Raw genomic sequence first — 13762 nt, 5'->3', positions numbered from 1 at the left:
TTCGTCCGACACCTAGATTTATGCTCGCCCATAAGGTCGATACGTCTGTGCGTGCTATTCAATACCACGAGTTCGGAGGGCCAGAGGTCCTCCAACTTGAACGAATTGACGAACTGGAGCCGGCTTCCGACGAGGTACTGATCGAGACGCGAGCCATCGGCGTAAATCCGTGCGATTCCCTCCGCCGCCAGGGGCTCTGGAAGGACGACCTCCCGTTGATCCCAGGATCTGACGTCGCGGGTGTTGTAACGGTGACAGGTGACCGCGTGCAGCGGTTCGACGTCGACGACCGCGTCTATGGGACCATCCCGCACCTGAACGTCAGCGGGACGCGAGGCGACCGTCAGGGCGTCTACGCCGAATCGGTCGTCGCACGCGAGGACCGCCTCGCCGTCCTCCCGGAGGGCGTCTCATTCGAAGTCGGCGCGGGGCTTGGCCTCGTCGGCATCACGGCTTGGCGAGCGCTGATGCACTTCGGCGACCTGGAACCGGGGCAGACGTGTCTCGTCCACGGCGGTAGCGGCGGCGTCGGGCACGTCGCCGTCCAACTGGCCTCGACGCTTGGCGCTACCGTTATCGCAACAGCGTCCGCCGATCGCCGCGACATAGTCCGCGAACTCGGGGCCGACGTCGTACTCGACTACGCGACCCCCGACCTCGAAGCGGCCATCGACGATGCGGCCCCGGACGGCGTGGACGTGGTCCTGGACCATCGCCTAGGCGAGTACATGCAGCTCGACGTGAACGTCGCGAACTACGGCGGGACCGTCGTCGCGATTGGCGGGAACTACGACTCGCCGACCATCGAGGACCTCACGGAAGCCATCGGCAAGGACCTCACTATTCAGCCAATGGACATGTTCAACGAACCGGATATCGCCGGCGTTCTCGAACGCCTCTCGCACCTTCTCCGAAAAGGACGGCTGACCGTCGAAATCGCCGACACGTATCGACTCAAAGAGGCCGCCGAGGCACAACGAGCGGTCGACGAGGAGAGTTTCACCGGAAAGCTGGTCTTGCGTCCGTGAGGGAGTGAACGAAAGGTGCGCTCAGTCGACGGTCGGGGATGAGTCCGCGCTCTGGACCGACGTCAGTTCGCGGAGCGCACTCTCGAGGACTTTCGTCCCGCGGTAGAGGTCCGCTGGCCGCGTGTACTCTCTGGGACTGTGACTGATGCCATCCTCGCTGGGGACGAACAGCATCCCGGTGGGTGTCACAGCCTGCGCGTTCATCGCGTCGTGCCCCGCGCCCGACCGTAGCTCGAGGAAGTCGACGTCGCAGCGTTCAGTCGCCGCGATCAGCTCGCGTCTGATGTCCGCGTTCATGACCGAGGGTGAAATATCGAGGTGCGTCTCCCAGTCGACCGAGAGGTTCCGACGCGACGTCATGTCGGCGGTCCGCTCTCGCAACGTTTCGACCACGTCGTGGAGCCGATCGCCGTCCGTATCCCGGACGTCGACCCCTAACCGGGCGGTCTCAGGGATGACGTTCGTTCCGTTCGGCGCGACCGAGACCTTCCCGACAGTCCCAACCGTACTCTCGGAAGTCTCCGTCACGAGCGACTCGAGCGAGAGCGCGAACTCCGCGGCGCCCATGAACGCGTCCCTGCGCATGTCCATCGGCGTGTTCCCGGCGTGATCCGCCTCGCCCTCGAACGTGATCGAGTGGTGGGTGATGCCGGCGATCGCTTCGACGATTCCGACCGTGCTCCCGGACCGATCGAGGAGCGGTCCCTGCTCGACGTGCATCTCCACGAACCCAGCGGCGTCCGCGAGTTCGAACTCGCCGTCGCCATGGTATCCGATGCGCTCCAGGGTCGCCTGGAGCGTTGTCCCGTCGTCGTCCTCAAGTTCGAGCGCGTCTTCGAGCGAGAGTTTCCCGGATGCGACGAGGCTCCCGAGGAGGCCGGTTCCGAACCGCGTCCCTTCCTCCTCGGTGAAAACGACGACCTCGACCGGGCGGTCGGTCTCGACGCCAGCGTCGTCCCAGTACCGGGCGATCTCGAGCGGGCCGAGGACGCCCACGACGCCGTCGAACCGGCCCCCGTTCGGGACGGTGTCGACGTGCGACCCGGTGACGATCGGGGCGGCGTCCGTCCGCCCCTCGCGCCGGGCGACGATGTTCCCGACCGAGTCCACGGTGACTGTCAGTCCTGCGTCCTCGAACCAGTCGACGAGCGTGTCCCGTGCTCGCTTGTCCGCGTCGCTCCCGGTGACGCGCATCATCGCCCCGTCGTCTCGTTCGCCGATTTCGCCGAGCGTCTGTATCGAATTCCAGAGTCTGTCTTGTTGTATCATGTGTCGTAAGCGCACCGATGGTCGAAGGGCCGTTTCTGACGCGGTTCGATTGATGGTCACCCCAATTGGCCGATCGTCAGCGCGAACCTCGCGTAGGAGATCGCCGCGATCACAGCGAGCATCGCGACGCCTACGGCGTAGTCCATCAAGCGGAGCTCTAGGTCGAAGACCGTCGTCCGCTGCTCGGACGCCCCGTAGCCTCGAAGTTCGAGCGCCTTTGCCGTTTCGTTACTCTGCCGGAGCGAGTTCGCGGCGAGCGGGAAGAACGACATCGGGAGGCTCTTGAGTCGACGGAACGGGTTCCGCGAGCCGACGTCCCGGTCTCCGCGAACCGCGCGCGCGTTCTGGATCGTCTTCAGATCCGACTGCATCATCGGGAGGAACCGGAGCCCGAACGTCGCAAGGTACGCGTACCGGAACGGGACGCCGACCTTGTGGAGCGCCAGCCCGACGTTCTTCGGCGTCGTCGTCATCGAGAACATCATGAATGTCAGCCCCATGGTCGCGAGGCGAAGGCCGATGCTCGCGCCGAACAGAAGGCCGTAGCCCGAGAACTCCAGCGGGCCGAGCGCGAAGACGATCTCCGGGTCGGCGGAGCGAAGGGTGAGGCCTTGGATGAGCATCACCGCGCCGATCAACGGCGTGAAGAAGATGAGGAGCGTCCAGTACTCGGTGGGTGCGATCCGCCCGAACACCCAGATGATCGCGATGACAGCGACGAACGCGCCGAGCATGTACAGCGGGTCCTCAAAGAGGAGGACGTACGCGAGCACCGCGAGGACGACCAGGAACTTCGGACGGGGGTCCAGCCGGTGAAGGAACGAGTCACCACCGGAAAACTGAAACAGGGACTTCATCTGTTATTGCTGGATGACGCCGGATTCGAGGAGCTTCTTCGTGAAGGGGTACGCGACGAAGACGCCGGCCCAGCCGAAGAGGACGGACCCGACGAACCACATCGCGATGACGGGGAGCGTGAAGTTCAGGACGAACGCCCAGATGAGGGCCAGGGGCACGACCGCGAGCGGAATCGAGAGGAAGTGCGCGGCCGCAACCTGGCCGAACGTGAGGCCACGTCCAGGTTCCTTGAGATACCAGCACCACAGTGCCATCGGGAGCGCGTACAGCGTATTCGTCGCGAAGAACGTCGGTGCGAGTGGGTTCGTCGCTGTCAGGTTGGCGACGATCGGATTGATGTTCGCCACGATGAGCGCGCCGGGAATGCCGAAGAAGAGCGCAGCGGGGAGGATCCACAGCGAGAAGAAGAACAGGCCCCATAGCGGGGAGACGCCGCCCCACATCACCGTGTCAATGCGCTCGGTGATCTGCATGTTGACAGTGAACCCGAGCGCGAGGAACAGCGACGCCATGATGACGGCCGTCGACGACGGCATCAGGTCGAAGTTCCAGTCGGGGAGTCGACCGTAGTGCTCGTCCGGGAGTGGACCCGGTGCGGTCTCTTCGCTGGCGGGCGTTCTGTGTTCGGTACTCGTTGCCTCGGTGGTGTCGCGAACTTCGTCCATTGTTGAATCGATGTCTGTTGGTGTGGTTGGTTACTGGTGTTTTCGACTCGACTTTGTCACCGCTTCGCCCTCGGACAGCGCGTCGATGGTGTCCTCGAACGCGTCGTCGGTGGTCAGCCACATCTCCTCTAAGATGTCTGCGTCGAGTCGGTCGTTCAACGCGGCGCCGAGCTGCGTGATTTGGGGTGGCCGGATGTTCGTCTCCTTGAGGTTCTGTTCGTCGAGGAAGACGCGTTCCGGCGGGCCGTCGGCGATCACGTCGCCGTCCCTGATGGCGACGACGCGGTCGGTGTACTCGGCTGCCAGCGCGATGTCGTGCGTGATTGCGATGATCGTGTGCCCTTCGTCGTTGTACTCCTGGAGAATCTCCATGATCCGCTTCGATTCCTTGCGGTCCTGTCCAGTCGTCGGCTCGTCGACGATGATGGTCTGGGGCCGCATCACGAGCACTGCGGCGATCGCGAGGCGCTGACGCTGGCCCTTCCCGAGGTTGAACGGGTTCTGGCTCCCGTCCGTGGAGAGGCCGACCGCGTCCAGGACGGACTCGATGCGCTCCTGGCGTTCGGCCTCCGGCACGCCGATGTTCTTCAGGCCGTACGTCAGTTCCTTCTGGACGGACGTGTGGAAGATCTGATCGTCGGGGTTCTGGAAGACGAACCCGACGTAGCGCGCCAGGACGTTCATTGGTTGCTCGGTCGTCTCGTAGGGCGTTCCGTCGTCGTCGTAGATGGTGACTGACCCCTGGTCGGGTTTAAGGAGGCCGACGACGTTCTTCACGAGCGTGGACTTCCCCGAGCCGTTCTGCCCGATGATGGTGACGAACTCGCCGCTGTCGATTGAGAGGTCGACGTCGTGCAGGACGGTCGTATCCGAGACGTACCCGAACTCGACACCGTCGACGACCAGAGCCGGGTGTTTGCCGGTGCGTGACTCTGTCATTTGATCCCTCTTCGCTGGAGTAGCCGCGTGTACTCGTCGATCGATTCGTTGAGCGTGAGTGGGACCGCAACGTCGTCGACGCCCGCCTCGCGTAGTCGCTGGCCGAGTTCGGTCACCTGCGGTGGGGCGATGCCGTGGGCGTCTCCCTCGAGGAAGAACGAACAGGTCTCGTCCACGCGACGAAGCGACCCGTCCTGCAGGACCGCGATGCGGTCGGCGTACTTCGCCATCTCCTCGATCTTGTGTTCGACCATGACGATGGTGACGCCCTCCTCAATGAGCTTGTCGATGGCTTCGAACACCATCTCGGTCCCGATGGGGTCGAGTTGGCTAGTCGGTTCGTCCAGCAGGACGATATCGGGGTTCAGTGCGTAGATGGAGGCGATCGCGACCTTTTGCTTCTCTCCACCGGACAGGTTGTACGTGATGCGGTCTTCGAAGCCTTCGAGTCCGAACAGTTCGAGCGCGCGGTTCCCGCGGTCGAGGATCTCCTCGCGGTCCAGTCCGAGGTTCTCCGGCCCCCAGATGATCTCGTCGAACACGTGGAGGTTGAACAGCTGGTTCTCGGGGCTGTCGAGGACCAGCGACACGTCCACGGCCATCTCGTACAGCGACGCGTACTCCTCGACCGGCTTGCCCTTAACGTGGACGACGCCCTCCTTCTCGCCATTTGTGTGGTGTGGGATGACGCCAGACATCGCCGAGAGGAGCGTCGTCTTCCCGGCACCCGTCTCGCCGACGATGCCCAGGAATTCGCCCTCTTCGACGTTCAGCGAGACGTCTTCGAGTGCGTACCCGGCTTCCTGGTTCCGGTACTGGAACGACAGTCCCTCGATTTCGATCGCCTTCATCTGTGAGTCACGTGTTGGGATTGGTCATGGTGCAATTCGAGTTACGAGGACTTTGCGCGTCGGTACGCCCACGGTACCATCAACAGGAACAGGATCGCGACGATGATCGTCGCGGTGTTCCTATCGACGAGCGCTGCGCCCGATATCTGGAACACGCCTGTGATGTTTAGATAGGCGAGCCCGATCAACGCCACTGCGACGACAACGATTGCCAGTAATGGAATCATGCTATCCTTTGACATGGTGCAACCGTGTAGGGATTCCCAGTCGTTCCTTAAATCTTTATCGTAAATAATCTTACCAGTCTGGGGCCTGGCAGTGTCGACCACCCGAACGCTTTTTGCAGAGATTCGCGCTCATATCACTATGGCCGTCGATAGATTCGGCATCGCGTTCGTCCACCAACCGCCGGAACCGCGTCAGGGAACCTACGTCCGACTCGCGGAAGACCGCGGGTTCGAGTCCGCGTGGGCGCTCGAGACGCGCCTGATGCGAGACGGAGTCACGCCATTGACGGCGTGGGCGGCCCGCACGAACCGTATCTGCCTCGGCACCGCGATGATCAACCCCTTCACGCGGACGCCGACGCTCATGGCCCAGACGTTCGCGACCCTCGACGAGATCTCGAACGAACGGTCGATCCTGGGCATTGGCGCGGCAAACCAGATGCTCGTCGAGGACTTCCACGGCGAGCAGTTCGAACGACCGCTCACGCGCACGAAGGAGACGATCGAGGCATTCCGCCAGTTCCTGACGGGCGACCGGGTCGACTACGACGGGGAGACTGTCTCGATCAACGGTGCGTCGCTGGACTTCCAGCCGCCCCGCCCCAACATCCCAGTCTACATGGGCGTGACCGGGCCGCGGATGCTGCGGCTCGCCGGAGCCATCGCTGACGGTGTGGTCCTCAATGCGTTCGTCAGCGAGGGGTACATCAAGAACGCGATCTCGCTTATCGAGGACGGCGCGAACGAGGCCGGCCGCGACCCGCCGGACGTCGGGATGGTCCCGGTGTTCTCGATCGACGCCGACGGCCACTCGGCGAAGGAGACTGTGAAGCCACTGCTCGCAGAGTACGTCTGCAATCTCCCCGGATTGGAGGACGCCCGCCGGAAGGTCGGCGACCCGCTGTTCGAACGCGAGGACGTCCGCTCGGAGATCATGGAGCCAGTCCGGGAGACGACGGAGACCGAGAGCATCGAGGTGGCGGCCGAACACGTCCCCGACGACTTCGTCACCGAACTCGCCGCCGCCGGAACGCCGACGGAGTGCGTCGAGCGCCTCGATACTTACTTCGACCTCGGACTCGACTTCCTCGTCCCGAGCCTCATGGGGGAGCACTACGGCTACGGCATCGAGACTATCGCGGACCACTTCGACCTCGACGACGCGACCTGACCTACTGCATCCGACGACCCCACGACTCGACCCGCTGCGACCGACCAGCCCGCCTCGTCGTCATGGTGCAAGAGTGAGACGTCGGCAACGACTTTTGACGGCGGCGCCCGAACGTTGGGACGTGATCGAGAAAGTCTCTCCCGACGAGGCGTTCGCGTCCATCGACGAACAGTGGTCGCCGCACATCGCGGCCGAACTCAACGGCCAGGCGGTGAAGCTGGCGACCGTCGAGGGCGAGTTCGTCTGGCACCACCACGACGACGCCGACGAACTGTTCATGGTCCTCGACGGCGCCCTCACGATCGAACTTCGGGACGAGCCCGACGTCGAACTCGAACCGGGGGAGTTCGTTGTCGTTCCCAGCGGCGTCGAGCATCGCCCCGTCGCCGACGAGGCGACTCGGATCATGCTATTCGAGCCCGCCGGCACCACGAACACAGGGAACGTGACCTCGGATCGGACGGTCGAAGCCGAACGGCTTGAGTAGCGTCCGGACGGTTCGGCGTCGGTGTTCCCGAGTCGAGTGCCCGGAACGGCTATCCTCGGCCGACGCGTCGACCAAGACCTGGGTAAAGCTTTTTGGGAGGCCCTGCTCTCTGTCAGAGACGAGGATGAGAATACTTGGCATAGACATCGGAGGGACCTTCACCGACGTGTATCTCGTCGACAACGAAACCGAGGACCAGACGATACACAAGGTCAGCACCACCCCCGAGGACCCTTCCGAGGGTGCACTCAAGGGGACCCGGGAGATCTGCGAGATGACCGGGACCGACCCGGGCGAGATCGACTACGTTCTCCACGGGACGACGATCGCCACGAACGCCGTCCTCGAGCACGAGGGCGTCGAGACCGGGATGCTCACCACGGAGAACTATCGGGACATCGTCCACATCGGGCGCCACCAACGCCCGCAGAACTACTCGATCCAACAGGACATCCCCTGGCAGAAGAATCCCCTCGTCAAGCGTCGACACCGGAAGACCGTTCCGGAGCGCGTGACCGCGAACGGTGAGGTGGAGACGCCACTCGACGAGGACGCGGTCGAAGCGCGAGCCCGCGAGCTCGAAGCGGACGGCGTCGAGTCCGTCGCCATCTCCTTCCTCTTCTCCTACCTCAACGACGACCACGAGCGTCGCGCCAAGGAGATCGTCCAGGACGTCCACCCCGACGCGTACGTGACCACGAGCGCGGAGGTGTACCCGCAGTTCCGCGAGTTTGAGCGATTCACCACCACCGCGATGAACGCCTCCATCGGGCCGACGGTCGTCGACTACATCAGTCGGTTCAAAGATGAACTCCGCGAGTATGGCATCACGGCCGACCTCCACGTGATGCAGTCCAACGGCGGCATCGCGACCGAGGACATGATCAAGGAGACCGCAGTGACGCTCTTGCTCTCGGGGCCGGCCGCTGGCGTCCTCGGCGGGAAGTGGCGTGGCAGCGCGAACACCCCGAGCTCGGAGGACACGAACGTCATAACGTTCGACATGGGCGGAACGAGCGCCGACATCGGGATCGTCTCCGGGAACGAGATCGTGGAGGCGAACGTCCGAGAGACCGAGATCGGCGGCTACCCCGTGATGGTGCCGATGATCGACATCGAGACGATCGGCGCGGGCGGTGGGAGCATCGCCTACCTCGACGCCGCGGACGCGTTCCGCGTCGGCCCGAAGTCCGCGGGCGCGATGCCGGGCCCGATCGCGTACGACCGCGGCGGAACCGAACCGACGGTCACGGACGCCCACGTCGCGCTCGGCCGCATCCACCCCGATTTCTTCCTCGGTGGCGGCATGGACCTCGCGACGGAGCGCCCCCGGGAGGTGATCGAGGAGACGCTCGCGGACCCGCTGGGCATGAGTCCGAAGGACACCGCGCTCGGCGTTCTCCAGATTGTCAACAACAACATGGCCAACGCCATCCGGTCGAAGACGATCCAGAAGGGCCGTGACCCTAAGCGGTTCACGCTCGTCTCCTTCGGTGGCGCCGGCCCAATGCACGCTGCGGACATCGCGCGGGAACTCGACATCCCCCGGACGATCGTCCCGAGCAGCCCCGGCGTGCTGTCGGCGGTCGGCCTCACGACGACCGACCTCCAGTACGACGAGATCAACACGAAGTTCTCGATGCTGGGCGAGTTGAACCGCGACGAACTCCAGGCGGACTACGACGAACTCGTCGGAGGTGTCCGCGATCACCTACTGAACGCGGGCATCGACGCGGAGGACATCGCGCTCGAGATGACGGCGGACTGCCGCTACGAAGGCCAGGGGTACGAACTCAACATCCCCGTCGGGCAGGGGGAGCGCGTCGACTCCGTCGAGCACATCCGAGACGCCTTCCACGAGTACCACGAGGGCGAGTTCGGCCACAACTTCCCCGAGAACCCGATCGAGCTCGTCAACGAGCGCGTGACGGCTTACGGCGAACTCCCGTCCTCGAAGCTGATCGAGGTCGCGCAGGTCGAGGGCGACGCCGAGGACAACGTCCTATTCACCGAAGACGTGCACTTCGGCGTGGACGGTGAAGCTCGCGCGCACGAGACGCCGTTCCTCGAGCGGTCGGCGCTCGGCGCCGGCCACGAACTCGAGGGGCCGGCGATCATCGGCGAGAAGGACTCGACGATCATCGTGCCGCCGGACTTCGACGCGCGCGTCCTCCGGTACGGCGACATCGAACTGACGCGAACCCCCACCACGAGGTAACAACAATGGCAAAATCACAGGACACGACGCAGACGGTGCTCGAGCAGACCGCACCGAGGCTCGACGTCGACGACCCGGAAGAACAGGTCGATCCGATCACTCAGCGCGTCATCTCGGGCAGTCTCATCAACATCTGCGACGAGATGGGTCACAAGCTCACGCGGATGAGCTACTCGAGCATCATCCGCGAGTCCGAGGACTTCGGCTGCGCGCTCCTGGACGAACAGGGTCGACAGCTCTGTGAGACGGACAGCACGCCCCTCCAGATGGGGCCAATTCCCGCGTACGTCGAGGGCGTCATCGAACTCTTCGAGGAGCGCGACCAGTCCTTCGAGCCGGGGGACGTCGTCCTCCACAACGATCCGTACTACGGCGCGAGCCACGCCCCCGACTTCGCGATCGTGGTCCCAGTGTTTCGCGACGGCGAGCTGACGGCGTTCTCGGTGACTACCGCGCACCACCTCGACGTTGGGTCGGACAAGCCGGGGACGTGCATCATCGACACGATCGACGCGTACAGCGAGTCCATCCGGCTGGACGCCCTGAAGATCATCGAGGGCGGCGAGCGCAACGACACGGCCTGGCAGCTGATCGCGGACAACATTCGCGTCCCGGACATGGTTATGGGCGATATCGAGGCGCAGATCTCGGCCGCGCGCGTCGGCGCCGACCGCCTCGATGAGCTGTTCGACGAGTACGGCCACGATACCGTGAAGATCGCTGGACAGGCGATGATGAACTACTCCGAGCACCGCCTGCGCACCGAAATCGAGGCGCTCCCGGACGGCACGTACTCCGCGGAGGGGTATATCGACGGATTCCTCGACTCGCCTGATCCCGACGAGAAGGATATCTTCCTGGCGGTCGACCTCGAAATTGACGGGTCGGACATCAACGTGGACCTCACGCGGTGCGACGACCAGGTCGACAACCGCCCAATAAACATGCCTTTCAAGGGGACGGTCATCCCTGCGGTCCTCCTCGTTGTCCGGTCGACGCTGCTGGACACGGAGGAACACGAGGTCGTCCCGCAGAACAACGGCATCACACGACCCGTCCACGTGCATGCGCCGAAGGGGACGATCGCGAACCCGCGGTTCCCGGCGCCGACGATCGCGCGGTTCTGTCCGGGGAACCGCATCGCCGACCTGACGCTGAAGGCGCTCGCCGAGGTCGTCCCCGAGCAGACGTGTGCGGGGATCGGGAACCTGAAGGTTGGGACGTACAGCGGCGTCACCGAGGACGACGAGTACTGGGTGTACATGGACATCTCCTCGGGTAGCTACGGCGGCCGACCGACGAAGGACGGCATGGACGCCGTCGACACGTTGTACGCGAACACGCGGAACAACCCCATCGAGGACATCGAGAGCCACTACCCGCTGCGTGTCGCCCGGTACGAGCTCCGGGAGAACGCGGAAGGTGCCGGCGAGAACCGCGGTGGCATCGGGCCAATTCGCGAACTCGAGTTCGCGTCGCCGGGTCGCGTCTCGATCGAGGGCGACGGGAACAAGTATCCGCCGTGGGGGTTCGACGGTGGCGAGGACGGCACGCCCGGGCAGATCGTGCTCGATCCCAACACCGAGGGCGAACAGCACCTCTCTTCGAAGCTCGAGAACCAGTCGATGGACGCGGAGCAACGCCTTCGACTCGTCGGTCCCTGTGGCGGCGGCTGGGGCGACCCGCTCGACCGCACCCCCGAGAAGGTCCGCACGGATGTCCTCGACGACTTCGTGACCGTCGAGCGCGCTCGCGAGACCTACGGCGTCGCCCTTACCGACGATCTCGAGGTCGACGAGGAAGCGACCGAGGAGCTCCGTAGCGAGCGTCGCTAACGGCGGTCCTTTCGCCGTCGAGTCTACTCCTTTACCAGGACGGTCACAGCGCGAAAAACGAGGCGACGAGGGGACTCAGTCGTCGGCGGCGGGGGCGGTGGATTCGCCGAACTGGTAGATGTCGGGGTAGCCTTTGATCTCCTTCGGTTCGGGCGACTTGTAGGTCATGACCTTGCTCGTCGTCTTCCCGAGGCGGACCAGTCCCTCGGCGAGCACGGCCGCCGCCCCGGTGCTATCGATGACGGGCACCGGAAGTTCCTCTTCGAGGACCTTGTCGAGCTGGCCCATCCCGGCGCAGCCCAGGCAGATCGCTTCGGCGCCGTCCTCTTCGATGGCGGCCTCGCTCGCCTCTAAGAGCGCGTCTGCGGCCGCATCGCGGGCGGTCTCGGTCTCGACGACCGAGAGGTCCGTACACCGGACCGACGCGCACTTGGACTCGAGTCCGGTCGTCCGAACCGTCTCCTCAATGAGGTCCTTCGCCCGCGGCAGGACGGTGGCGACCGAGAACTTCGCGCCGAGCATGTTCGCGACGTACATCGACCCCTCGGCGATTCCGACGACCGGTTTGTCGGTTACCTCGCGGCAAGCGTCGATGCCCGGGTCGCCCCAGCACGCGTTGATGAACGCGTCGAACTCGTCCTCGTCCTTCCGGATCTCTTCGAGGAGCCCTGGGATGGCGAGGTAGTCGTCGTAGTACGACTCGATGCTCACCGGGCCCTTCTCTGGCGAGACGGCGACGATCTCCGTGTCGTCGCTCGTGTACATGTCGGCCACCTCGCCGATGTTCTCCGTCATCTCCAGCGTCGTGTTCGGATTGATAGCCTTGATTCTCATGGCACTTGTGAACCTCCTGCACGCTAGAGGGAGTATCTCCGGTTACAAAAAGATGTGCGCCGCCGTCGACGGCGGTCGGTACGTACAAGCCTCCCAGGCGAGAACGTCCCCCTCGTGAGCGCGCTTCGAGCCATGGGGCCGGGATTCAGGGGGTCGTAGGGATGGCGGCCACCGGCAGGTTATCCCGGTCGGACGCCGTGATGGTCGCGAGCCTCTGGCTCCTCTCGCTGGGCGCGTCGGCGTACCTCATCCTTCCCTCCAGCGTCCTCCCGGTCATCCGGGACGACCTCGGGGTGGGCGCGGCGGCCGCGAGTTGGATCATCAGCGCGCCGTACGCCGCGGAGGCGCTCGTGAGCTTCCCCGCCGGCCTCGTCATGGCTCGCTTCGAGGGGCGTCGCACCGTGGCAGTCGCCGCCGCCGCGCTGGTCGCCACGAGCCTCTGGGGGTGGCAGGCGGGCGTCGCGGAAGCGTACTGGTCGCTGGTCGCCTCCCGATTCACCGGCGGCATCGCATTCGCCGTCCTCTGGATCGTGAGCATCGACATCGTCACGCGGACCGTCGACGACGGCACCGCGACCGCCGTCGGCGTCTACACGACCAGCGGGCCCGCAGGCCTGACCTTCGGCATCGGCGCTGCCCCGCTTCTGGCGCACGCACTTTCCTGGCCCGCGGTGTTCGGCGTGCTCGCAGGTCTCGTCGCAACGTCGACGCTCCTCTTCTGGTTCGCGGTCCCTCGCGTCCAACCTAGGGGCGTCCCCGACTCGCGTTCAGTCTGGACCGTCATCGGCCTGGTCGCGCGCAATGAGAACCTCCTGCTCGTGGGCGTGATGGCGTTCGTCGCGTACTCGCTGTTCCTGTTCTTCAGCGGCTGGATGCCCACGTACCTCTCAGAAACGTTCGACCTCTCACTCAAGGAGAGCGGACTCTTCGTCGCGCTGTTCCCCGCGGTCGGCATCCTGGCGCGCTCCGGCGGCGGCGTCGTCTCGGATTACGTCCTCGACGAGCGTCGGCGTCCGGTCGTCCGCGCGTCCTTCGTCGTCTCGCTCCCCATCGTTGTGGGCGTGGCCGCGGCGACGGACGTCCTCCTCGCGGTGGCGCTCATCGCTGCCGGTGGGTTCTTCATCCAGCTCGGCATCGGCGTGTTCTACACGCTCGGCCCGGAGTTCGCGACGGACAACGCGAATAGCCTCGTCGTCGGGTTCCTCACGACGACGGGCCTCTTTGGATCGTTCACGGCCCCCGTCGTCGCGGGCGTCCTCATTGAGCGAACGGGTGCGTACACCGCCGCCTTCGGGTACGCCGTCGTCCTCTCGGCGCTCGGCATTGCGGTTGCGTGGCGCATCCAGGCGCGCCCCGGCGGGGACCGGTAGGCTGGCTGCG

Annotated in this window: 13 protein-coding genes; 6 read left to right on the top strand and 7 right to left on the bottom strand. The window is 64.7% G+C overall.

The window, feature by feature from the left end; translation table 11 throughout:
- The first annotated feature begins 47 nt into the window (after positions 1-47).
- Entirely contained in the window at positions 48-1028 is a 981-nt protein-coding gene (locus HUG12_RS00765; RefSeq protein WP_179266947.1) for a quinone oxidoreductase family protein, read from the top strand.
- Positions 1029-1049: 21 nt separating this feature from the next.
- Here HUG12_RS00765 and HUG12_RS00760 read toward each other — a convergent pair whose 3' ends face one another.
- Genes HUG12_RS00760 through HUG12_RS00735 form a run of 6 tightly spaced genes read right to left on the bottom strand, consistent with a single transcriptional unit; the run spans position 1050 to position 5852 of the window.
- Positions 1050-2297 carry a M20 family metallo-hydrolase gene (locus HUG12_RS00760; RefSeq protein WP_179266946.1) on the bottom strand — a complete coding sequence of 416 codons (1248 nt, stop codon included), beginning with the start codon at positions 2295-2297 and terminating at the stop codon, positions 1050-1052.
- A gap of 56 nt (positions 2298-2353) precedes the next feature.
- Positions 2354-3154 (bottom strand): energy-coupling factor transporter transmembrane component T family protein, encoded by an 801-nt coding sequence (locus HUG12_RS00755; RefSeq protein WP_179266945.1) that lies wholly within the window; start codon positions 3152-3154, stop codon positions 2354-2356.
- A gap of 3 nt (positions 3155-3157) precedes the next feature.
- Positions 3158-3820, bottom strand: a complete 663-nt coding sequence (locus HUG12_RS00750) for a hypothetical protein (RefSeq protein WP_179266944.1) — start codon at positions 3818-3820, stop codon at positions 3158-3160.
- A gap of 30 nt (positions 3821-3850) precedes the next feature.
- Positions 3851-4759, bottom strand: a complete 909-nt coding sequence (locus HUG12_RS00745) for an energy-coupling factor ABC transporter ATP-binding protein (protein ID WP_179266943.1) — start codon at positions 4757-4759, stop codon at positions 3851-3853.
- A complete protein-coding gene (locus tag HUG12_RS00740; protein ID WP_179266942.1) occupies positions 4756-5610 on the bottom strand; it encodes an energy-coupling factor ABC transporter ATP-binding protein in 855 nt (284 codons plus the stop codon). The genes HUG12_RS00745 and HUG12_RS00740 overlap by 4 nt, the downstream gene beginning before the upstream one ends.
- Before the next feature lie 41 nt (positions 5611-5651).
- Entirely contained in the window at positions 5652-5852 is a 201-nt protein-coding gene (locus HUG12_RS00735; protein ID WP_218836377.1) for a hypothetical protein, read from the bottom strand.
- A 124-nt stretch (positions 5853-5976) separates the two neighbouring features.
- Between HUG12_RS00735 and HUG12_RS00730 the strand changes: the two genes are divergently transcribed.
- The 4 genes from HUG12_RS00730 (at position 5977) to HUG12_RS00715 (ending at position 11548) form a co-directional block, all read left to right on the top strand.
- Positions 5977-7008, top strand: coding sequence for an LLM class flavin-dependent oxidoreductase (locus HUG12_RS00730; protein ID WP_179266940.1), 1032 nt, complete (start codon positions 5977-5979; stop codon positions 7006-7008).
- Positions 7009-7132: 124 nt separating this feature from the next.
- Positions 7133-7495, top strand: a complete 363-nt coding sequence (locus HUG12_RS00725; protein WP_179270521.1) for a cupin domain-containing protein — start codon at positions 7133-7135, stop codon at positions 7493-7495.
- A 124-nt stretch (positions 7496-7619) separates the two neighbouring features.
- Positions 7620-9713: a hydantoinase/oxoprolinase family protein gene (locus HUG12_RS00720; protein WP_179266939.1), complete on the top strand. Its 2094-nt coding sequence runs from the start codon at positions 7620-7622 to the stop codon at positions 9711-9713.
- 5 nt (positions 9714-9718) lie between these two features.
- A complete protein-coding gene (locus HUG12_RS00715; RefSeq protein WP_179266938.1) occupies positions 9719-11548 on the top strand; it encodes a hydantoinase B/oxoprolinase family protein in 1830 nt (609 codons plus the stop codon).
- A 75-nt stretch (positions 11549-11623) separates the two neighbouring features.
- On the opposite strand, the gene HUG12_RS00710 is transcribed toward HUG12_RS00715, so the two are convergent.
- Positions 11624-12382: an aspartate/glutamate racemase family protein gene (locus tag HUG12_RS00710; protein ID WP_179266937.1), complete on the bottom strand. Its 759-nt coding sequence runs from the start codon at positions 12380-12382 to the stop codon at positions 11624-11626.
- 200 nt (positions 12383-12582) lie between these two features.
- On the opposite strand from HUG12_RS00710, the gene HUG12_RS00705 reads away from it, so the two are divergent.
- Entirely contained in the window at positions 12583-13752 is a 1170-nt protein-coding gene (locus HUG12_RS00705; protein WP_179266936.1) for an MFS transporter, read from the top strand.
- Positions 13753-13762: the final 10 nt, after the last annotated feature.

It is taken from the genome of Halorarum salinum, from assembly GCF_013402875.1.
GTDB lineage: Archaea > Halobacteriota > Halobacteria > Halobacteriales > Haloferacaceae > Halorarum > Halorarum salinum.
The sequence above is the reverse complement of the archived record's forward strand: the minus strand, read 5'-3'. Positions and strand labels throughout refer to the sequence as shown.

Coding starts and splice junctions, on each gene's coding strand:
- HUG12_RS00760 (WP_179266946.1), bottom strand. CDS start 2,297: ATGATACAACAAGACAGACTCTGGAATTCGATACAGACGCTCGGCGAA.
- HUG12_RS00755 (WP_179266945.1), bottom strand. CDS start 3,154: ATGAAGTCCCTGTTTCAGTTTTCCGGTGGTGACTCGTTCCTTCACCGG.
- HUG12_RS00750 (WP_179266944.1), bottom strand. CDS start 3,820: ATGGACGAAGTTCGCGACACCACCGAGGCAACGAGTACCGAACACAGA.
- HUG12_RS00745 (WP_179266943.1), bottom strand. CDS start 4,759: ATGACAGAGTCACGCACCGGCAAACACCCGGCTCTGGTCGTCGACGGT.
- HUG12_RS00740 (WP_179266942.1), bottom strand. CDS start 5,610: ATGAAGGCGATCGAAATCGAGGGACTGTCGTTCCAGTACCGGAACCAG.
- HUG12_RS00735 (WP_218836377.1), bottom strand. CDS start 5,852: ATGTCAAAGGATAGCATGATTCCATTACTGGCAATCGTTGTCGTCGCA.
- HUG12_RS00730 (WP_179266940.1), top strand. CDS start 5,977: ATGGCCGTCGATAGATTCGGCATCGCGTTCGTCCACCAACCGCCGGAA.
- HUG12_RS00720 (WP_179266939.1), top strand. CDS start 7,620: ATGAGAATACTTGGCATAGACATCGGAGGGACCTTCACCGACGTGTAT.
- HUG12_RS00715 (WP_179266938.1), top strand. CDS start 9,719: ATGGCAAAATCACAGGACACGACGCAGACGGTGCTCGAGCAGACCGCA.
- HUG12_RS00710 (WP_179266937.1), bottom strand. CDS start 12,382: ATGAGAATCAAGGCTATCAATCCGAACACGACGCTGGAGATGACGGAG.
- HUG12_RS00705 (WP_179266936.1), top strand. CDS start 12,583: ATGGTCGCGAGCCTCTGGCTCCTCTCGCTGGGCGCGTCGGCGTACCTC.